We start from the raw sequence: 21,990 nt of genomic DNA on the forward strand, positions 1-21,990 counted from the left end.
CACCATTTTAGTATTTTAACCGCATAGTAATGCGGTTTTTTTCTTTTTTAAAATAAGTAATTGGATTAAACCATAAACGATGAAAAGCCGGATCCAATTGGATCCGGCTTTTCACCGTTTTAACGGTAGTATTTATCCAATACAAGCATGATTTCATCGATTTTATCTTCACCCTGTCCTTCTTCAAAGGCGGTTTTAACGCAGTGATTCATATGCTTTTTCAGTATTTCAAGATTTGTTTTTTTGAGGAGCGCCTGAACAGCTAAAACCTGTTTTGAAATATCAATACAATAGCGATCATCATCAATCATCTTGATAATCCCATCAATCTGGCCGCGAGCAGTCTTCAATAGATTGAGTTCAGTACTTCGATCTTTCTTTTCCATTGTTTAGGCCTAGAGAAATGCTGCTGGATAGCCGCTATCAGTGAGGGCAGCAATGACAACCTTATCATCAACGGAATTTGTGGCCTCATAGGTCACTTCGCCTTTTTCCAAAGATACAAGCACAGAATCGATGCCTTCGATGGCATTAAGGGTATCCTCCACGCGTTTAACGCAATGTTGACAAGACATTTGATCGACTTTTAATACTTTTTTCATTTTATTTCCTGCTTTCTTATTGTTTTCAATATTTTCATCACTTCTATTCAAAGAAAAATTTATTTCTGAAATTGCATCATTATCTTTTACGGTATATTTTTGGTTAAGCTTTGGCTTAAATGCTTTTAAAGATAATGCATTCAGCACCACAGAAACGGAGCTGAAACTCATAGCGGCAGCTGCAAACATGGGATTGAGTTTTAAACCAAAGGGAATAAATAGGAGCCCGGCTGCTAAAGGGATACCAATAACGTTATAGATAAAGGCCCAAAACAGATTTTGTTTGATATTCCGTAAAGTGGCTTTACTAAGCTGAATAGCTGATACAATGTTTAATAAGTCATTTTGCATCAGGATAATATCAGCAGATTCAATGGCAACATCGGTGCCATTGCCAATGGCGATTCCAACATTGCTCTGTGCCAATGCAGGGGCATCATTGATGCCATCACCTACCATTATAACCTGGCGGCCCTGAAGCTGAAGGTTTTTAATGTGATGCGATTTTTCGTGGGGGAGTACATTGGCAACAACGTTATCAATGCCTACCGTTTTACCAATTGCCATGGCGGTACGTTCATTGTCACCGGTAAGCATATGGACGTTTAATCCCATGGCTTTAAGCTGTGTAATAGCTTGAAGGCTATTTTCTTTAATGGTGTCCGCAACCCCAATAATTCCTTTCAATTCTTGATTCCAGGCAATTATCAGTGGGGTTTTTCCCATATCCGACAGACGATTATAATCTTCAGTAATACTGCCTAAAGCAATGTTTTCCTGTTCCATGAGTTTTGGATTTCCGGCAAAAATCATAAGATCGCCTATTTTACCCTGAATACCCATGCCTGGAAAGGCATTGAATTCAGTGGCATCAACCAATTCAAGATTGTTATGCAAGGCTTTATTAACAATGGCTTCACTTAAGGGATGCTCTGATTTTTGCTCTAGTGAAGCAGTGAGGGTTAAAAGTTTCTGGGGACTAATGGAATCATCATACAAAATTACATCTGTTACCGAAGGGGCTCCAACAGTAAGTGTTCCAGTTTTATCAAACACAATCGTATCAGATTTTCCCAGAATTTCCAGGGACGGTCCATTTTTAAAAAGGATTCCTTTTTCGGCGCCTTTGCCTGTGCCGACCATAATGGCGGTAGGTGTGGCAAGTCCGAGAGCACAGGGACATGAAATGACTAAAACCGAAATCCCTATGGAAAGAGAAAAGGAAAGACCGTAACCCAGGAACATCCAAACGCTAAACGAAAGGAGGGAAATGCCCATAACAATGGGGACAAAGTATCGGCTGATTTGATCGGCAATTTTTGCAATGGGAGCCTTGGATGACTGAGCTTCTTCAACCAATTGAATTATTTTACTCAAGGTCGTGTCATTACCTATTTTTGTAGCCCTAAATTCAAATGCCCCGGTTTTATTGATACTTCCGCAAATTACAGAATCACCAATTTTCTTTTCAATCGGAATGCTTTCACCGGTGAGCAGGGATTCATCAACGCTGGAATGACCAGAAAGAATTTCGCCATCTACGGGAATTCGGTCGCCTGGGCGAATGATAACCCGATCATCTAACTGAACATCTTCAATGGGAATTTCAACCTCTTGGTTGTCCCGAATAACACGGGCACTTTCAGGAGCCAGTGCAATGAGCTTTTCAATGGCTTGGGATGTTTTACCCTTGGCTTTCGTTTCAAAATATTTACCTAAGGTAATCAATACAAGTATCACAGCTGCGGACTCAAAGTAAAGCTCGTGTGAATAATGATGGATTAAATCCATGTTATCATAGGAAAAGCCATAGGCAAGAATAAAAAGTACAACGACTCCATAAATAAGCGAAGCACTGGTTCCAACGGCTACCAGCGAGTCCATATTTGGTATGCGTTTTGCCAGAGCCTTAAAGCCATTATAATAAAAATGACGGCATAGATAAATAACCGGCAGCGTTAAAAATAATTGTGTCAGAGCATTGATGAGGAGATTCTGCGGTCCAGCCAAAAAAGAAGGGACCGGCAAACCAATCATCGTTCCCATGGCAAGATAAAACAAAGGAATCGTGAAGATTAGTGATATAATAAGTCGATTTCGTATTTCCAAAATTTGTTTTTGATACTCGGGCTGACCTTTTGATCTGGGTTTATTAGGAGCAGGGGATTCATCAATAGGAGCAGCGCCATAGCCAAGGGATTCGATGGCTTTTACAATTATTTCCGAACTGACAAGCTCTTTTTGAAAAGTCACTACTAGGTTCTCGGTTGAAAAATTTATGACTGCGGATGCTACGCCGTCAATCTGGTTAACCTTACGTTCAATGGCTGCAGCACATGCGGTGCAAGTCATTCCACTAATTTTAAACTGAACTTTTTTCATAATTAATTCCTTTCTAAGAAGTACACCCCCTATGGGGGAGGGTATTATAATTAATTTTAATACTATTTTCAGAAAAAGTCAAGTCCAATTATTAATAATGTAATTATTATAAAGCGGAAATATGGAAACGTTTGACGATAAAAATAGAGGTTGCTAACATATTTTAAAGTGCTATAATTAAGATTATGATTAAAGGGTATATTAATAAGAAGAAACTTAGTGTCAACTGTTGTTTGAAAGGAGACTGGTATGCTGAATAGTGAAGATGCGGATATTAACAAAGTCATCCAACAAGTGATTGATCTGGATAAAAAAGCAGTGCGCATTAAAAAAAATGTTGCACAACGGGCAGAGCGAATTCTGGATCGTTCAAAAAAAGGAATAAAAGACAGAGAAAAAGCTGAATTGGATAGTGTTCAAGAGCTGGCAAAAGAAAATTATCAAAATGAAATCGACAAAGCAAAGGGTGAACGGCAAGCAATAATTAATTCGATGGAACAAGAACTTATGAAAATTCGTTGCAGATACGATGAAAAAAAAGATGAAAAAGCAGCGGAAATACTTGAAAAATTGTTTAGAATGTAATATTTGAGTTCCTGTCTAAATTATAGAGAAAAGGGTGGGATGTCAATGTCTAAAAGTAAACATGCAGCTATAAATACAAAAGCGCTTGCTATGAAAGCTCGAAAAATCAGTGATCAGGATTATCGTGAGCTAATTAAGGCAAAAGACTTAAAAGAAGTATTTCAATATCTACGTGACAATACATATTATGGTGAATTTTTGCAGGGGTTGAATCCTGAAAATCTTCACAGAACTGAGTTTGAGGCCCATCTTAATGATTTGAAAATTCGCGAGACAGAAAAACTGATGCACTATTTATTAGGGGAAGAAAAAATATTTTTCCAGACATTTTTAGTTCATTTGGAAGTGGAGTCTTTGAGAATTTTAATTCGGGGAATTGCCAGGAAAGATGACCTGGAATCACTAAGAGGACTTCTTGTGTATTCACAAAACAATTCGAAGGTGCCTTTTGAACGATTAATGCGAGTAAAGGACTGGGAAGAGTTTAAAAAACTTCTTGTGGATACTGACTATTATCGAATTTTAGAAATTTATAAAGATATTAGTGCAGAGCAGGATTTAATCATGGTTGAAAAGAACCTTGATCGATATTATTACGATTTACTTAAAAATCGATTGCAAAAATTAAATAAAAAAGAGAATCAGGATTTAATCGACGCTCAGCGACGCAATATTGATTTGCTGAATTTAATCTGGATCTATCGCGGTAAAAAGTTTTATGATTTGTCAAGAGAAGAGCTAATCGCCTATTCGTTAAGAGGTGGGCTGGAAATCACTGAAAGAAAACTGCTGGATTTGGTGTATACAAAAGATTTAGTGGAAATGAAGGAATTACTTAAAAATTCTGAATATGCTTTTCTTTTTAATCATACGAAAACCATTGACTTATTTATGGAGCGCCGTCGTGAACGCTATCTTCACTATATGTATTTGAAACTATTTAATAAAGCGGATAGCGGTTTGGGACGGGTGGTTGCTTATATTCGGCTGTTGGATTTCGAAATTGAAGATATTACATCAATTATTGAAAGCAAGCGGTATCGAATGGGGCAGGAAGAAACAAAAAATTATTTAATCAGACCCATTGATTAGGGTGTGAAAGGAAGTATTCTATGGCAATTGAAAATGTGATTATGATGAATGTGGTCGGAAAAATCAACTATGTTGATAAATTTGCCAAAGACATTTTTCTTTTCAATGATATACAAATTGTAGATGCCATGCAGGAAATCGATTCCGGTCGATTTATTCTTCCAATTCGCGAAGAAAATATCGGTGAATTACTGGGATTTGCACAACTTGTATCGGGCGAATCCATGATGGATGAAAAGAAATTTGTTAAAACGGTAAAAAAATTAAATGAACTCTACAAAGGTTCGCTCAAGCTGGATATGATTTCGTTGGCCAAGGGTGACAGTGACCTTGGGAAAGCCTTATCCAAAGCCAGAGAATTTGAAGGGAATCTTGAGGTTGAGTATGGTCAACTCAAAGAAATAAATGATCGAATTGAAGCGCTTAATAAAAGCAGAGCCGCATATTCATATTTGGATGAACTGAATATACAAATGAGTGAACTTGATAACATGGAAAATTTTTCCTATAGTTTAGGTTCAGTCACCAGGGATAATGCGGCACGCTTAAAAAGCATTTATAACAGTGTTACCTCCATCGTTTTTCATGTGGGAAATCAGGAAGATAATGAAGAAGTTTTCATGATTATTTCACCAAAGGATTTGGAAATTGAGTCTCAGCGAATTCTGAAGGCACTAAATTTCAAACCCATAGAAGGTTTCAATAAAGAATACACTAAATCGCCAAAAGAAAACCTGCAACTGATTAATGCCGAAATAATCACTTTAACAGAACAGCACATCGATTTAATGAAAGCTCTGGTTGTTCATTTAGAAGAAAACCGTGAAGAAGCAACGGACAGTTTTAATACCCTCAGTCTTTACAGCAATCTGAGTATTATCAAAAAAAATATGGCCTTCAGTGAAAATAACTTTTATTTTTCAGGTTGGATTTCGAAAAAAGATAAAAGCAGAATGGAAGCCATTGCTGCTAAGTATCCGGATATCATTGTGATGTTTTCCAGTCCCAACGAGCGTGGCGGTAAACCACCCACAAAAATGAAAAATAATTGGCTTTTTCGGCCATTTGAAGCTTTGGTAAAAATGTATGGGGTTCCCTCATACAATGAGCTGGACCCAACCCCTTTTTTAAGCATTACTTATATGTTCTGTTTTGGATTTATGTTCGGTGACGTCGGCCAGGGACTGGTCCTTGCACTGGCCGGATTTATTCTGGGTAAAAAGGGAGTGGAGCTTGGGAACGTGCTCTTTCGCTTAGGAATATGCTCTACATTCTTTGGTTTTATGTATGGAAGCTTTTTCGGATTTGAAGAAATAATCCAGCCGATCTGGGTCAGACCTTTCGAAGAAGTCAATACCATACTTCTCACGGCGGTGTTTGTTGGAATTGGTATGCTTTTTGCAGCCTATGTTTACAGTATTATCAATAAGCTTAAAAAAAAGGAAATTAAAGAAGGGGTTTTTGGTAAAAACGGAATCTGTGGTTTTATCCTCTATGCTTCATTTCTTGGTCTTGTTGGCATAAATTTGAGTGGTTTTGGTACAGCGCAGCTATTGAACCCCATATTAATTGGACTTGCAATTCTTATGATATTGATTGTACTTGTCAGAGAACCGCTGGCCAATTATTTAATGAAGCATAGCCCGCTTTATGAAGAAAGCGCTTCCGATTACTATGTTGAAAGCGGATTTGAGCTTTTTGAAATGCTGCTGGCGATGTTTAGCAACACCCTTTCTTTTATCAGAATTGGGGCTTTTGCTCTGACCCATGTTGGTTTATTCATGGCTTTTCAAACGCTGTCGTTGATGGCGCAAAATGGGATAATCAGTGTTGGAATTTTTATTTTTGCAAATGTACTGATTATTGTACTTGAAGGCCTTATCGTATCGATTCAAGCACTCAGATTACAATTCTACGAATTATTCAGTAAATATTATACAGGCGACGGGGTTGAATTCAAACCAGTTGACCTGCAAATCAATTTATTTTAAGGAGAACACAAAATGAATGTATTAACTCTGATCACTATTGGCGCTGCTTTACTTGTTTTAGGAACCATCGCAGTAGGTGTTTACTTTGTTTATAACGATTGTGATGAAAAACGCACTAAGATGAAAAAGTTTTTGCGTATTAATTTAACCACCTTTATCCCAATTTTGGGTGCAGCCCTGGTCGTTATGGCACCCAGCCTGGTTTCTGCTGCAACTACCGCTACTACCAGCGGCATCACGGATGCCGGACTTGGTTACATTGCAGCTGCATTATCCACCGGTCTTGCCTGTGCCGGTGCCGGTTATGCTGTTGGTGTTGTTGGTTCAGCAGCTTTGGGAGCGGTTTCCGAAGATCAAAAAATTCTTGGTAAAACATTGATCTATGTTGGTTTGGCTGAAGGTGTGGCCATTTATGGTTTAATTATTTCAATCTTGATTATTGGAAGTTTATAGGAATGAAGTCTTATGTGATCAGTGAGAACCGCGATTCTTTTTTAGGAATGCAGCTGGCTGGCATCGAAGGTGTTTATTTAAAGACCAAAAACGAAATTGAGAATGCATTTCTGGATGCATTGAAGAATAAAGATATTGGAATTATCTTTCTAACTGAAAAAGCCTATCTGATGATGGAAGAATTGGTATTGGAATCAAAGAGTAAATATTTTTCGCCTTTGATCACAGTAATTCCTGACAGATATGGTTATCAGAGAAATGAAGGCATGATTACTCGTTATATTAAAGAATCTGTGGGATTGTAAGGATGTGATGAAATGATTTCAGTTGAAGAAAAACTCCGGGTATTTACCCAATACCTTTTAAAAAAGGAACGGACATGGGGAAAAAATATTATCAACAAAGCAAAAGATGAACAACGGCAGCTTAAGGAAAACTCTCAATTGAAGATAAAAAAAGAAAAACATGCCATTGAAGAACGTGGTAAACATATGATTTTCAGAGATAAAAATAAAATTATTGCTGAGGGGAAAAATAAGGCTAAGACATTGGAGTTGGAAGAGAAGAATCGCATACTCATGGATTTTAATCAGATGATTCGTGAAAAGGCTAAAGAATACATTACCAGCGATCTTTACAGTAACTATCTCAGCCGGTGCATTGACAATATTCCCGAGGTATTTAAAGAAAAAAAAGATCTCATTATATTTTCCAACGAACATGAGCAAGCTATGATAAAAAAACTTGCGGAAGAAAAATTGTCTGATTATTCCATTGAGTATCGAATCCAATCAAAAGAGATCATTGGCGGCATAATTGTTGAAGATGCGGATAGTCGAATTCACAGCGATTTTACAGTTGATAATCTTATTAAAACCAATTATAAGCTCATTGGGATGACACTTAATGGGTTTATGGAAAAGCAGGTGAGTTAGATGGCGGAAATCGAAGAAAATAAAGTAAGAGGAATTATTTCTGCCATTAATGGCCCAGTTATTAAAGGAACAAACATGACCACCTTTAAAATGCGTGAAATGGTTATGGTCGGGAAAAATCGGCTGATTGGAGAAGTCATCGTCTTAGAAGGAGATGTCGGAACCATTCAAGTATACGAAGAAACCGAGGGGTTAAAAACCGGCGAGGAAATAACACCCACTGGCCGTCCCCTGAGTCTAAAATTAGGGCCGGGCATGCTTAAGAATATGTTTGACGGCATTCAGCGGCCACTGGAGAAAATCCAGGAAATTTCGCCGATCTTTATTCCTGAAGGCATCGGTCTTCTATCCATTGATGAAGAAAAGCTTTGGGATGTAACCATTACAGCAAAGCCCGGTGATGTTTTGCTGGCTGGGAGTATTTTCGGTTCGGTCCAGGAAACAAAGGTTATTGAAAACCGATTGCTGGTTCCCCCCAATATATCGGGAACGGTAATTGAAGTTAGTGCTAATGGCAGTTATACTATTATAGACACCTTGGTCAAAATACAGGATGGAAAAAATGAAATTCATGAATTGAAAATGGCTCATGATTGGCCGGTACGAACTCCAAGACCATCGGCGTATCGTCGGGAAACATTGGTACCGCTGATTACCGGACAACGGGTTATTGATATCTTCTTTCCCATTGCAAAGGGGGGGACAGCGGCTATTCCAGGAGGATTTGGTACCGGGAAAACAATGACCCAGCATCAGTTGGCAAAATGGTCGGATGCCGATATTATTGTTTATATTGGATGCGGTGAACGTGGTAATGAAATGACTGAGGTTATTGAAGACTTTCCCAAGCTCATCGATCCGAGGTCAGGAGAATCCATAATGGAGCGAACGGTGCTGATTGCCAATACTTCCAATATGCCTGTTGCCGCTCGTGAAGCCAGTATTTATACTGGGATTACCATCGCCGAATACTATCGGGATATGGGCTATGCGGTTGCGATGATGGCTGATTCCACCTCCCGCTGGGCAGAAGCCTTACGGGAAATTTCCGGTCGTTTGGAGGAAATGCCAGCCGAAGAAGGCTATCCCGCATACCTGCCTTCTCGTATTGCAGAATTTTATGAACGGGCCGGAAGTGTCGAAACCCTTGGCGGAGATGATGGTTCTATTACCATTATTGGTGCCGTTTCACCGGCCGGTGGGGATTTCTCAGAACCTGTAACTGAAAATACCAAGCGTTTTGTCAATGTCTTTTTAGCCCTGGATAAAAGTCTGGCCTATGGTCGGCATTATCCAGCCATTAATTGGCTTGAAAGCTATAGCGGATATATCAAAATCTTATCGGATTGGTACGAAGATAACGTAGCTGAAGACTGTATTGATTTAAGAAACAAAATGCTGGAACTTTTATATGAAGAGAACAAACTCCAGGAAATGGTCATGTTGGTCGGCGAAGACGTACTTCCCGATGACCAGCGCTGGGTATTGGAAATTGCAAAAATCATTAAAGTCGGTTATCTGCAGCAAAATGCGTATAACAAAGATGATACCTATGTGCCATTGGAAAAACAATATGCCATGCTAAAATCCATAGAATATCTTTATGAAAAAGGCCGTTCCGGTTTAAAACTGGGGATTCCAACGTCACAGCTTAAAGATGCAGATATTTTTGGACAGTTTATTAAAATGAAATACACTATTCCCAATGATGACCTCAGCGGTATTGATCGATTAAAAGATACCATTGACACTTATTATGATGCACTCTTTAAAAAATATGAGAATTAAGGGGGAAGACAATGAAAAGAGATTATTTAAAAATTGACAAGGTTGTTGGTCCCCTCATTCAAGTATCCGATGTGGATGACGTATTTTATGGAGAGGTTGTTGATATTGTAGAAAATAGTACCGGCAATGTGAAAAAAGGAAAAGTCATTAAAATTGATGGAAAAAATGTGGTGATCCAGGTTTTTCAAAACACCGCAGGGTTAGCAGCAGGGAACAGCACCATTAAATTTACCGGGGAAGCCTTTAATTTGCCCATGTCACTGGATTTACAGGGTCGTATATTCAATGGCATTGGTGAACCCATCGATAGCGGCAGCGATATTTTCAGCATGGTTGAAGCCAACATTAACGGCAGACCCATCAATCCCATGGCCAGAGAATACCCGCGAAACTTTATTCAAACCGGCATTTCCTCAATTGATACGCTGGCCACCTTGATCCGCGGTCAAAAACTTCCAATTTTTTCAGGAAATGGATTACCTCATAATGAACTGGCCGCCCAGATCGTCAGACAGGCCCAATTAGGGGATGATGTGGATGAAGCCTTTGGTGTGGTTTTTGCCGCCATTGGGGTTAAGCATGACGATGAAAAGTTTTTTAGAAAAAGTTTTGATGAGGCCAATGTTATGGATCGTGTGGTGATGTTTGTCAACTACGCCGATGACCCTATTGCTGAACGAATCACAACCCCACGGTGTGCGTTAACCGCGGCCGAATATCTTGCTTTTGAAAAAAACATGCATATTCTGGTTGTTATGACCGATATTACCAGTTATTGTGAGGCCCTTCGGGAAATTTCATCAGCCCGAGAAGAGGTGCCCAGTCGAAAAGGCTATCCGGGGTATATGTACTCAGATTTAGCATCTCTTTATGAACGGGCGGGAATGCTGCATGACCGTAAGGGATCCATTACATTTTTGCCGATTCTGACCATGCCAAATGATGATATTACTCATCCCATTGCGGATTTAACCGGATATATCACCGAGGGACAGATTGTCCTGGGCCGTGATCTATTTCAACGCAGTATTTATCCTCCGGTCGCTGTGCTGCCGTCACTGTCAAGGCTGATGAAAGATGGGATCGGTGAGGGTTTTACCCGTGAAGATCATGCTGAAGTAGCAAATCAGCTTTTTGCTTCATATTCGAGAGTTCAGGAAGTCCGGGATTTATCCCAGATTATTGGAGAAGAGGATTTAAGCCAAACCGATAAGAAATTTATGACTTTTGGTCGAGCCTTTGAGGCTGAGTTTTTAAATCAGGGATTTGATGAAAGTCGAAATATCATCGAGAGTCTTGATTTGGGATGGAAGCTGTTAGCGCTTTTACCGCTGGCTGAACTTGATCGCTTAACCCCTGAAATGATTGAAAAATATCTCCCCCAAGATGAGTAGGTGATGGGATGGCCATTAAAACAACCCCTACCAAAGCAAATTTAATTAAAACAAAAGCGCGCCTGAACTTTTCCGAAAAAGGGTATGATCTTTTGGATAAAAAAAGAACCATATTAATTCAGGAGATTATGCAACTTGTTAAAGAAGCGGAAATCATTGAAAGTGAAATCGGACGGCTTTTTCAGGAGGCTTACGAGGCGCTGAAACAGACTTCAATCAGTATGGGACTTAACCATCTAGAAGAATTTGCTTTATCCGTAAACTCCGAGATCCCTTTTGATATTCGTACAAAAGGCGTTATGGGTGTGGATATTCCTGAAGTGATTTATACCGAGGCATCAGATCAGATTTTGCCCTACGGCTTTTATGAGAACAACCCGGCACTCGATATTACCATCAAAAAATTTACCGATGTTAAATATTTGTCCTACCAATTGGCGCAAATTGAAACAACAGCCTATAAGCTGTCATTGGAAATAAAAAAGACCCAGAAAAGTGCCAACGCCTTGGATAAAATCCAAATCCCCAAACTAAAAGACGAAATAAAATACATTCAGGATACCATTGAAGAAAAAGAACGGGAAGAGTTTTTCAGACTCAAGAAAATCAAGAGCAAGCGATAGAATTAAAAAAAGATAGTTTATAATGATAAAAAGTAAGCCTAATTAAGATCTGGCTTGAGACAGTAGACAAAGCAGAAAAGTATAGTCCTGGGGACAATCGTAACATCAGTTGTCGGCATCATGGCGAACAGGCGACAGCCTGTCCGATCATGCAGCCGACAACGATTTACCATTGTCCCCAGGACGGGTTTGCCGATAAACTAAAGCCAGAACTCGATGAGGTCTGGCTTTTTATTTTGAGGATTTTTTTAGCTGGGGTTATAAATCTCTTCTTTGGGGATCACAATTATACCGGATTTTGTTAAAACATCGATGGCTTTTTCCTGGTCATCCACTTTTAGAATGATCAGAGGTGCGCCGGTGTTATTGGGCATCACAAACGAATATACGTATTCAATATTAAGGTCATTTTCAAAAAGAACATTGAAGACATCGTGGAAACTACCAACCTTATCGGATGGCTCAACGGCCAAGACAAAACTTTGTTTGACCACGTGTCCGGCATTTTTAAGGGCGGCAACGCCTTCATCCGGTTTGTCAACTACCATCCGCAGGATCCCAAATTCGGCACTGTCAAATACCGAAATAGCGCGAATATCAACTGAGGCATCTTTTAAAACTTTTGTAATTTTACTCAGATGGCCTTTTTTATTTTCAATAAAAACAGATAATTGATTAATTAACATGATAAACCTCCTATAAGTTTTCAGATCTTAGATCAATAACACGTTTTGCTTTACCTTCAGATCGGGCAAGGCTTTTGGGGTCAACCAAGTGAATTCCGGCATGAATTCCGAGAATTGTATGTAGCTTTGTTTCAATTTCTTTATAAAGACGATCCAGAAATGTGACAGAATCAAGGAGATTGTGGTCACTGATCTCAACATCGATTTCAATGCGGTCCAGATAACCTTTTTTAAGCACTCGAATTTGGTAGTTTGATCCAATACCTTTGATGCCAAGAAGGACACCCTCAATTTGGGATGGGAAAACATTGACCCCGCCGATGATGAGCATATCATCAGTACGACCGGTTATTTTTGCCATCCGGGCAGATGTCCTGCCACAGTCGCAGGGAGTGTAGTCAATCCTTGTAATGTCCTTGGTTCGGTATCGTATCAAAGGAAGCGCTTCTTTGGTAATAGGTGTGATAACCAGTTCACCGGTGGATCCGGCCGGGAGGACTTCCAGGGTTTCCGGATCGATAATCTCAGCAATAAAGTGATCTTCACAAATATGCATGCCTTTAAGGGCCCGACATTCACCGGAAACACCAGGACCGATGAGTTCACTCATGCCGTAGTTTTCGGTTGAAAAAATCCCCCAAGCTTCGTTGAGCTTTGCCCGCATTTCTTCGGTGGAGCCTTCACCGCCAAAGAGACCGTATTTTAGAAAAAGATCTTTTCTAGGGTCAATTCCCATTTCAGCGGCAGCTTCGGCAAGATGTAAAGCATAGGAAGGGGTGGCAATAAGGGCCGTGGTCTGAAAATCCTGCATGATCATGATCTGTTTTTGGGTGTTGCCACTGGACATTGGGATTACCCCGGCGCCAACTTCTTCAAGTCCCTGCTGGAGACCAAAGGCTCCGGTAAAAAGACCGAATCCAAAAGAAATCTGAGCGGTATCTGCATTGGTAACACCTCCCATGGTGACAATTCTGGCAATCAGCTCTGTCCAGACCTTCATATCATTTTTTGTGTAGCCGACAACCGTCGGCTTTCCGGTGGTGCCCGATGACGCGTGATACCGGACAATCTCATTTTTAGGTTTGGCAAAAAGACCGAAAGGATAGGTTTCCCGAAGGTCTTCTTTTGTTGTAAAGGGAAGAAGACGAAGATCTTCGAGGCAACGAATGTCCTTGGGTTTAATCCCGGCGGCTTTAAATTTATTTTGATAATGGGGTACATTTTCATAAACATGGGTTAAGGTTTTGGACAAACGTTCAAATTGTAATTTTTGGATTTCCTCCCGGGACAAGGTTTCTTGATCAGACCAGATTTTCATAAAAATTCCTCTAATTCCTGGACACAATGTTGCCCATAATATTTATTTAATGATTATTTCCCAGGTTTCCAGGAACTTTTCAGGGAGACGATTTGGTTAAAAACAGGTGCCTCCAATGTCGAATATTTCGAATCAACTGAGAAAAATCCATTGCGAATAAACTGGAATTTGTCAAAGGCCTTTGCTTTCATCACTTCAGGTTCTGCATAGGCTTCAATAATTTTAAGGGAGTTTGGATTAATGCGATCCAGAAAATTATCCTTAGTCAGACCATCATCATCGACGATGAGATGATCATACAGATGAATTTCCACTTTTTTAGAAAGGTTGGCATCCACCCAATGGATGGTACCCTTAACTTTACGTTCGGCAAAGCCGCTGCCAGAGCGTGTGGCGGGATCGTAGGTGCATTTGAGTTCAATGATTTTACCATCGGCATCCTTGATCACTTCATTACAGGTCACAAAATAGGCTCCGCGAAGACGTACTTCATTCCCTGGGAAAAGCCGATAAAACTTTTTAGGTGGTGTTTCCAGGAAATCGGACCGTTCCACAAAAATTTCACGGCTGAAAGGGGTGGAATATTCGCCTATTTCAGGATCTTCCTGATTTAAGGGAAGATCTACCCATTCGATCTGTTCTTCTGGATAATTGGTAATGGTTATTTTTAAGGGGTCAAGAACTACCATCAGACGAGGTGCCTTGAACTTCAGGTCATCCCGAATAAAGTGTTCAAGCATGGCAATGTCAACGGTACTGTTTGTTTTAGCAGTCCCAATGGCTTCGCAGAATGCTTGAATCGCTTCAGGGGTGTACCCTCTTCGACGTAAACCGGATAAGGTTGCCAGCCTCGGGTCATCCCATCCATCAACAATTTGCTCATCCACCAATTGTTTTAAATAGCGTTTCCCGACAATGGTATTGGTAAGATTTAACTTGGCAAATTCAATTTGACGGGGTGCTTCTTCCTGAAAATTATCAAGGTTTGACAGTACCCAGTCGTAAAATGGACGGTGGTCTTCAAATTCCAGGGTACACAGTGAGTGGGTTATGCCTTCAATGGCATCCTCAATGGGATGTGCATAGTCGTACATCGGAAAAATAAACCATTCGGCATCAGTTGCATGGTGTTTAGTATGAAGAATTCTGTAAATAGTAGGGTCCCGCATATTCATGTTAGGGCTGGTCATATCGATTTTAGCGCGTAAAACCCGGGAGCCTTCTGGTAATTTACCGGCCTTCATCTGTAGAAAAAGATCTAAGTTCTCTTGTATGTTCCGGGAACGATAGGGGCTCTCTTTACCGGGTTCGTTAAGATTTCCACGGTATTCCCGCATTTCATCAGCGGTAAGATCGTCAACAAAGGCAAGGCCTTTTTTTATTAATTCAACTGCATAATCTGCCATTTTTTCAAAATAACTGGATGCGAAAAAAAGACGGTCCTCCCAGTCGATACCCAGCCAGGTAAGGTCCTCTTTAATGGACTTTACATACTCCATATCTTCTTTAATCGGGTTAGTATCATCAAATCTAAGATTGAACTTCCCATTGTATTCCTGAGCAATGCGGTAATTCAACAGAGATGCCTTGGCATGACCTATATGTAAATAACCATTTGGTTCTGGTGGGAATCGGGTATGTACGCGGTCGTTTTTATAGACCTTATTTGCGATATCATGATCGATTGCATTGGTAATAAAATTTGTCTTTTTTTCAGTGTTCTCCATTAAAATCCTCCTGTTTTCATATCTGCCAATAATACCATAAACAGGGCATTATTACAATACACAGGGCTTGAATAACCCTTTTCTTTATTTAGAAAAATGCCCGGTTTTGCAGACTATCAAATGATAATCGCGAAACCGGGCATTTAAGCTGGTTTTCAATTACGAATTATTGATTTTTTAAAAAATGGCCATCCTTATAAAAAAGCTCACCATCCGCATATATTTCACCGCCATTTTTCATATCGCAGAGCATATCCCAATGAAGAAGGGAGTCATTTACCGGGCCACATTGTGGATAGGAACTCCCTAGGGCAAGATGAATGGTACCCCCGATTTTTTCATCAAAAAGCATGTTTTTTGTAAACTTTTTTATGCCATAGTTGGTACCAATAGCAAATTCACCGGCGAAATGGGAGCCTTCGTCGGTTTCAATAAGAGCTCTTAGAAGATCCTCTCCCCGTTTGGCCGTAGCCTTTGTCACCCGACCATTTTCAAAGGTAAGCTGGATATCTTCGATTTCCTGACCACTGTAAATACCGGGAAAGCTGAACCGGATGGTTCCGTTAACGCTTTCTTTTACCGGAGCAGTAAACACCTCGCCACTAGGGAAATTGTGATGGCCATCTGAGTTAATCCAGGTGCGGCTCTCGGTGCTTAGGGTCAGGTTTGTGTCGTTGGCGATTATTTGATAATCAGTTCTTTTATTTAAATAGTCAACCATCGATTGTTGATCATCGTGGATTTTTTTCCAGGATGCCACAGGATCTGGGGTGTCAAGGAGGCATCCGGAAAAAACGAAGTTTTCATAGTCATCCAGTGACATACCGGCTTCCTGGGCCCCACTGTGGGTGGGGTAAAGACACAGGGTCCAATCCATTTGCTCCTGGGCAACCCGATCGTGAAAAATTTTTGTGACCGGTGCCCCAGCTCTGCGCTGTAGGGTGATACGTTCGCTGGGAATACCAGTAAGCGACTTAAGGTTATGATCCCCAAGGATAGTGAGTATCTTATCAGCCTTGGAGTAGGCTTCCATCATCACTGGAGAATTAAAACTTAGCTGATCGTCACTGCCTTCTTTCAGCATTATTTCTGAAATACCCTCAGGGATCAGGAGTATCGAAGGGTGGGCTCCTGCTTTCAGGATTTCTCGGAAGCATTCTTTAATCAGCGGCATGGCCAGTTCAGAACCGCGAATGACAACCCATTCGTTTTCTTTCACATAGAGTGAGTAATTTACCAGGGTATGGGCATATTTAATAAGGCGTTGATCTCTCATTGTTTATCTCCTTATAATTGAATTGATATTATTAAATATAAACCATAAACGAATTAAACTCAATAAATAATTTAAAAAATAGGTGACAAAACTTAAGGATTCATGTATAATGCCAATAGTATAGTAATGATTAAAGTTAGTAAATGGGAACCACGTTAAGACAAAATTGTCCATGCTCCATTTAAAAGAGAATAATCAGATCCTGTACATAAAATTAGATGGAGGTAACTCATGGAAGAAAAAACATTAATCTGTCAAGACTGTGGCGAAGAATTTGTATTCACAATTGGTGAACAAGAATTCTACCAAGAAAAAGGCTTTGATAACGAACCAAAAAGATGTCGCGAATGCCGTACTAAAAGAAAACAAACTAGACGACCAAGAAACAGCAGTTTCTAGGATCGCTTAAAAAAAGCAATTAAGATCCCTTTTAGGGATCTTTTTTTTTTATAAATACTTGAGAATCAAAAATTTAATGAAAGAATAACAGAGAAAGCAAACAAATGATGGACATAGCTTATGTTTATATCGTAAAATGTAGTGATGATACCTTATATACTGGATGGACAATAAATATTGAGGCCCGGCTTAAGGTTCATAATTCAGGTCAGGGGGCTAAATACACCCGTTCCCGTTTGCCGGTGGCGTTGGTGCACTGGGAAGGCTTTGGAACAAAGTCGGAGGCCCTTAAAAGAGAAGCTTTTATTAAAAAACTCAAGCGAAAACAAAAACTGAAACTGATTGATGATAAAAACAAATAGCAAAAGTTAAAGGAGGATCCCATGGGAGAGATTATAAATGAATTTCCATCTTATCAGAATCTGGCCAATGGAAACACCATCATTATTTTTTATGATTGTTTTATTCTGCTTCTTTTTATTTTTGAGTTGTTCCTTTTTTATAATAAAGATCGATACGCAAAAGAAATAAAGCTACATGAGAAGCAAAAAATAAAGCCCCTAAGACGATTTTTTGTGAAAATAGCAGTTGCGTATCAATACCAGGGGGTCCTAACTGTAACGGCTATTTTGCTGGTGATTTCTTTGCTGGTTGTTTCCAGTCACCACCGTATACTCTTGAGCGAATTAATTACAATTTTCGGAAGCTTTATTGTCTTCCTCATCATTGTATTTTTAGTGCAGCGTCTCTTTATGCGATTAGATCAGTTTCAGGATGATATTGTTTCACGTTATGTGGATTTGATATACTATATAATCCTTGGACATTGGTTTGTACTGTATGCTGATTTTATTTCCCCGCCCAGCCTGCCGCTTGGTCTGGTTGGTCTGGCATTTGCCTTGTTTTTGTGTTTTTCAGTGATGATCCGGGCCATCGCCAATCCCAGTTCGATTCGCAGTTCCGTCTCAAAACGCAGAAAATATCAGGAAACCGCAAGTATTTTAAAAGGGATGATCGTCCTGGTTTTTAGCGAACTGGGGATATTGTATCTGATGGTTTATAATTGCTTTAAAATAAGCCCAGACTTTTATCTCACAAGTGCCAGCCGAACCCTCGATGCATTTGATATGTTTTATTATCTGATAATATCTTTTGCAACTATTGGTTATGGGGACATCCATCCGGTTCGGCTGGATGGCATGATTTACAGCGAACTGGTGGCAATGATCATTGGTTTGGCCAGCATGTTCAGTACCGCCATCTTTGTTGGCGCAGTTGTTGGCGGAGCCGCGCAAATGAGCCGGAACCAAAATGAAGAAGGCAGTGAAGATAAGGATACTGAGGAACTGGAAATGTTTCCGGTAATCAGAGAAAAATTAAAGAATAGAGATATCTAGAAAAAGAGAGGCAACACATAATGAAATTTTATTTTGCGCTGTGGTATGCAAAAATACTGGGCCTAGCCATAAATTTAGTCAGTAAAGACCGGGGGACTAATCTTCCCGGCGAGAAAGCTTTAAAAATTGATCCCGATTTTGTGAAGAATTTTAAAAACATTGATTATTCAAAGGTGCTTTTTGTAACCGGCACCAATGGAAAGTCAACCACCACCAATCTCATTGATCATATTTTAAAAGAAAACGGAAAAAAGATTATTACGAATATCCAGGGTGCAAATCTCCTGGGAGGGATTGCCAGCATATTGGCAAAGGAAGCCTCTATGACCGGCAAATTAAATGCAGATTATTATATATTTGAAACAGATGAGCGTTATCTGCCATTGATTTATGCGCAATTACCCGCAAAAAATATGATTATCACCAACTTGCAAAAGGATCAGGTCCAAAGAAATGGCGATCCGGATTTTATTTATCGCAAATTAGCAGGCTTCATTCATCCGGGCATGCGGTTGTTTTTAAACAATGAGGAGCCGCGATCCAAGTCTTTGGAACATATAACAGAGGATTGTATTTATTATGGGGTTGACAAACATGATGAATCCTTTGTAAAAGGATCCGACTATCCCACATTGGCTTGCCCCAAATGCCACCATGATATTCAATTTAACTATTTTAATACAGATAATGTTGGGCCCTTTCACTGTGTGAATTGTGATTATGCAAGTGAAAAAAGTTCAGATTATCAAATTACTGATATTAATTTTAATGAAAAAACCTTTAAACGCAAAGAGGTTCCCTTTGATATGCCCTATGATTTACCCTTTATGTTTTATAATTACGCCGGTGCATTAGCAGTCTGTCAGGAAGTTTGCGACATTGCCCCGGTTGCAGCCGCAAAATCCTTTGCGAACTTCAAAAATATTGGCGGCCGTTTTGAAATACTGAAATACAAAGGAAAAACCATTAAATACATGCGAATTAAGCAGGAGAATCCCGATACCTTGCAAAGTGCCCTTAATATTATGGCATCTGATCCCGAAGAAAAAATGGTGGCATTAGGGCTTTATGTAGTGGAGGACTTTGTACCCCACTATGCCAATACCTTTTATGCTTTTGATTGCGATTTTCAGCCTTTGGTGAATGCTAAGGTTGAACGGTACCTTTGCTTTTCTGAGCACGTTTCTTACGATACCGCCAATCGCCTTTTATATGAAGGCGTAAGCAAGGATGATATTACCATTATGGACAGTGATGATATTCTCCAAATATTTGCAGAAATTGATAAGGCCACTACCGACAATATATATTTGATTACATGGCTAGCAACTTTTGATAAGATGAAAAAATTCATTGAAGGAGGCCAAAACTAATGGCGAATATCTTAAGAATTGGCTGGCTTTTTCCAAACACCCTTAATCTTCACGGGGACCGAGGCAATATTTTAGCCATAAAAGCTGAAGGGTTACGCCGTGGGTACAGCGTTGAGGTTCACCAGATCACCCTTGATACCCTGGACTTTGATCCCATGAATTACGATTTTCTCTTTTGTGCACCGGGAGAAATAGTGCATTTCAAGGAGATTGTTCGTTTTTTAACACCACATAAAAATGCGCTTTCAACATTCATTGAAACCCGACCTTTGCTGGTTACCGGCACATCCATTGCTATCTTTGGAAAGCTAATGCATCGTTGTGAGGATTATTCATTTTCCGGGCTTGGCCTTCTGAATGTCGATTGTGTGGAAAACAAAACAGTCTATGGCGATGATTTGTATTTCACCTGCTGTTATAATGATAAGGAAATGGAAATTATCGGATGTCAAATCCAGATGATGAATCTTGAAATTCTGGAGGAAACGCCATTTGGACTTTTGAAGTACGGGTATGGGAATACTGGGAAAACCACCCAGGAGGGTGTGATTAAAGGCCAGGGGATTTTCACCAACACCCTGGGTCCGGTTCTTATCTGTAATCCCTGGTTAACCGAAGAAATCGTTAATCTTATTGAACATAATAAGGGAATGCATCCCGATGCCATAAAAAGAGACAATACTCTGGAAGAAAATTCCTTTAAAACAAAGCTTAATTTAATTAAAACTAAGGAAACAGCACTCACAAACACAGCATTGAGTGAACAATAAAAGCATTATGATGAAACAGAAAAAAAAGCATGTAATTATGGGATTAAGCGGGGGAGTGGACAGTGCCGCCGCCGCATTCCAATTAAAAGAAGAGGGTTACGAGGTTATTGGCGTAACCTTTAATTTTTTTAATCAGAAAAAAATGTTGAATACCGCAGCAATGGTAGCCGATCAGCTGGGAATTACCCATCATATTGTCAATGCCCAGCCGCGATTTAACCAGAAAGTGATTCAACCGTTTATTAATGGTTATAAAAAGGGTGAAACCCCAAATCCCTGTATGCTGTGCAACCAGAACCTCAAATTCAGATTGCTGATGGAAATCGCAGAAAACTATGATGAGGCCTTGATCGCAACCGGCCATTATGCGGAAATTCAAAAAATCAATGATCACTACAGCCTTCTGGCCAGTAAGAATAAGGACAAGGATCAGTCTTATTTTTTATATCACTTAAATCAGTCAATCTTGAGCCGTCTGATTCTGCCACTCAAGAGATTTGAATCTAAAAACGCTGTCCGTAAAGTGATTCAGACTTCGCTGCCTTTTATTGCCAATGGCCCTGAAAGCCAGGGTATTTGTTTTATTCCCAGGGGAAATCACTCGTTATTTTTAAAGGAAGCCCTCTTTGGGTCCCGTCCGGTACCCCAGGGAAATCTGGTGGACTATCAGGGCAAAATATTGGGAAAACATCGGGGCGCCCATGGCTTTACGCTGGGTCAGACCCGTGGTTTGGGAATCGAAAATCCCCTTCATTTGGCGGTGGTTGATATTATTCCCAAAACCAATACGGTTATTCTTGGTGAAGAAAAAGCACTGCTAACCAATGAAATCATTATCGAAAAAGTGCACTTGAATTTAGAAAAAAATCAAGTGGATCAAGGACCGTTGACCTTTAAAACTTGTCGTTGGGGCTATGACTATCCGGGAACATTTAAATGTTTACCCAATGGAGAAGCGCTTGTTCAAAGCACCATACCGGTTAGAGCACCGACCCCGGGACAAGCCCTTGTTTTTTACCGGGATCGTATGGTTTTAGGCGGCGGAATCATAAAAAAAGTTGATGATTCTCGAATTTGAGATATAATAAGCTCTGTAATCAAAGAATAGATAATTGCGAAACTGCCGTGAGCTTCGCTGCCAGTTTCGCACGAAACAATTTTTCCACTCTACGTCGGACACTCTTCGAGATGTCCGCCTC

At 40.0% G+C, this 21,990-nt stretch carries 21 protein-coding genes; 15 read left to right on the top strand and 6 right to left on the bottom strand.

Annotated elements, in window-relative coordinates; genetic code table 11:
• Positions 1-119 precede the first annotated feature (119 nt).
• Both AKG39_RS14145 and AKG39_RS14150 read right to left on the bottom strand, forming a co-directional pair.
• Positions 120-386 (bottom strand): metal-sensing transcriptional repressor, encoded by a 267-nt coding sequence (locus tag AKG39_RS14145; protein WP_050741056.1) that lies wholly within the window; start codon positions 384-386, stop codon positions 120-122.
• Positions 387-395: 9 nt separating this feature from the next.
• Positions 396-2,984 (bottom strand): heavy metal translocating P-type ATPase, encoded by a 2,589-nt coding sequence (locus tag AKG39_RS14150; protein WP_050741057.1) that lies wholly within the window; start codon positions 2,982-2,984, stop codon positions 396-398.
• A gap of 249 nt (positions 2,985-3,233) precedes the next feature.
• Here AKG39_RS14150 and AKG39_RS14155 point away from each other — a divergent pair, with 249 nt between their 5' ends.
• The 9 genes from AKG39_RS14155 to AKG39_RS14195 are packed head-to-tail and all read left to right on the top strand — an operon-like array spanning position 3,234 to position 11,845.
• Positions 3,234-3,569 carry a hypothetical protein gene (locus AKG39_RS14155; RefSeq protein ID WP_050741058.1) on the top strand — a complete coding sequence of 112 codons (336 nt, stop codon included), beginning with the start codon at positions 3,234-3,236 and terminating at the stop codon, positions 3,567-3,569.
• A 45-nt stretch (positions 3,570-3,614) separates the two neighbouring features.
• Entirely contained in the window at positions 3,615-4,661 is a 1,047-nt protein-coding gene (locus AKG39_RS14160; protein ID WP_083439581.1) for a V-type ATPase subunit, read from the top strand.
• A gap of 20 nt (positions 4,662-4,681) precedes the next feature.
• A complete protein-coding gene (locus AKG39_RS14165; RefSeq protein ID WP_050741059.1) occupies positions 4,682-6,652 on the top strand; it encodes a V-type ATP synthase subunit I in 1,971 nt (656 codons plus the stop codon).
• A 12-nt stretch (positions 6,653-6,664) separates the two neighbouring features.
• The gene (locus tag AKG39_RS14170) at positions 6,665-7,105 is read left to right on the top strand and encodes an ATP synthase subunit C (RefSeq protein ID WP_050741060.1); all 441 of its coding nucleotides are present in this window, start codon (positions 6,665-6,667) and stop codon (positions 7,103-7,105) included.
• Positions 7,106-7,107: 2 nt separating this feature from the next.
• Entirely contained in the window at positions 7,108-7,410 is a 303-nt protein-coding gene (locus AKG39_RS14175; RefSeq protein WP_050741061.1) for a V-type ATP synthase subunit F, read from the top strand.
• A 12-nt stretch (positions 7,411-7,422) separates the two neighbouring features.
• Complete coding sequence (locus AKG39_RS14180; RefSeq protein WP_050741062.1) at positions 7,423-8,040, top strand: V-type ATP synthase subunit E; 618 nt, start codon at positions 7,423-7,425, stop codon at positions 8,038-8,040.
• A complete protein-coding gene (locus AKG39_RS14185) occupies positions 8,041-9,828 on the top strand; it encodes a V-type ATP synthase subunit A (protein WP_050741063.1) in 1,788 nt (595 codons plus the stop codon).
• 11 nt (positions 9,829-9,839) lie between these two features.
• The gene (locus tag AKG39_RS14190) at positions 9,840-11,222 is read left to right on the top strand and encodes a V-type ATP synthase subunit B (RefSeq protein WP_050741064.1); all 1,383 of its coding nucleotides are present in this window, start codon (positions 9,840-9,842) and stop codon (positions 11,220-11,222) included.
• Between the two features lie 8 nt (positions 11,223-11,230).
• A complete protein-coding gene (locus tag AKG39_RS14195; protein WP_050741065.1) occupies positions 11,231-11,845 on the top strand; it encodes a V-type ATP synthase subunit D in 615 nt (204 codons plus the stop codon).
• 248 nt (positions 11,846-12,093) lie between these two features.
• Here AKG39_RS14195 and AKG39_RS14200 read toward each other — a convergent pair whose 3' ends face one another.
• The 4 genes from AKG39_RS14200 to AKG39_RS14215 form a co-directional block, all read right to left on the bottom strand.
• Complete coding sequence (locus tag AKG39_RS14200; RefSeq protein ID WP_050741066.1) at positions 12,094-12,531, bottom strand: amino acid-binding protein; 438 nt, start codon at positions 12,529-12,531, stop codon at positions 12,094-12,096.
• Between the two features lie 10 nt (positions 12,532-12,541).
• The gene (locus AKG39_RS14205) at positions 12,542-13,849 is read right to left on the bottom strand and encodes a phenylacetate--CoA ligase family protein (RefSeq protein WP_050741067.1); all 1,308 of its coding nucleotides are present in this window, start codon (positions 13,847-13,849) and stop codon (positions 12,542-12,544) included.
• Between the two features lie 53 nt (positions 13,850-13,902).
• Complete coding sequence (locus tag AKG39_RS14210) at positions 13,903-15,576, bottom strand: glutamine--tRNA ligase/YqeY domain fusion protein (protein WP_050741068.1); 1,674 nt, start codon at positions 15,574-15,576, stop codon at positions 13,903-13,905.
• Positions 15,577-15,742: 166 nt separating this feature from the next.
• Positions 15,743-16,852, bottom strand: a complete 1,110-nt coding sequence (locus tag AKG39_RS14215; RefSeq protein WP_050741069.1) for an aminopeptidase — start codon at positions 16,850-16,852, stop codon at positions 15,743-15,745.
• Positions 16,853-17,083: 231 nt separating this feature from the next.
• On the opposite strand from AKG39_RS14215, the gene AKG39_RS14220 reads away from it, so the two are divergent.
• The 6 genes from AKG39_RS14220 (at position 17,084) to mnmA (ending at position 21,869) form a co-directional block, all read left to right on the top strand.
• Complete coding sequence (locus tag AKG39_RS14220) at positions 17,084-17,251, top strand: zinc-ribbon domain-containing protein (RefSeq protein WP_050741070.1); 168 nt, start codon at positions 17,084-17,086, stop codon at positions 17,249-17,251.
• A gap of 104 nt (positions 17,252-17,355) precedes the next feature.
• Positions 17,356-17,613 (top strand): GIY-YIG nuclease family protein, encoded by a 258-nt coding sequence (locus tag AKG39_RS14225; RefSeq protein WP_050741071.1) that lies wholly within the window; start codon positions 17,356-17,358, stop codon positions 17,611-17,613.
• 21 nt (positions 17,614-17,634) lie between these two features.
• The gene (locus tag AKG39_RS14230) at positions 17,635-18,648 is read left to right on the top strand and encodes a potassium channel family protein (protein ID WP_050741072.1); all 1,014 of its coding nucleotides are present in this window, start codon (positions 17,635-17,637) and stop codon (positions 18,646-18,648) included.
• 20 nt (positions 18,649-18,668) lie between these two features.
• Positions 18,669-20,021, top strand: a complete 1,353-nt coding sequence (locus AKG39_RS14235; RefSeq protein ID WP_050741073.1) for a Mur ligase family protein — start codon at positions 18,669-18,671, stop codon at positions 20,019-20,021.
• A complete protein-coding gene (locus AKG39_RS14240) occupies positions 20,021-20,791 on the top strand; it encodes a cobalamin biosynthesis protein CobQ (protein ID WP_050741074.1) in 771 nt (256 codons plus the stop codon). The genes AKG39_RS14235 and AKG39_RS14240 overlap by 1 nt, the downstream gene beginning before the upstream one ends.
• A 10-nt stretch (positions 20,792-20,801) precedes the next feature.
• On the top strand, positions 20,802-21,869 hold the full coding sequence (gene mnmA, locus AKG39_RS14245; protein WP_160316199.1) for a tRNA 2-thiouridine(34) synthase MnmA: 1,068 nt from the start codon (positions 20,802-20,804) through the stop codon (positions 21,867-21,869).
• Positions 21,870-21,990: the final 121 nt, after the last annotated feature.

It is taken from the genome of Acetobacterium bakii (assembly GCF_001263355.1).
GTDB lineage: Bacteria > Bacillota > Clostridia > Eubacteriales > Eubacteriaceae > Acetobacterium > Acetobacterium bakii.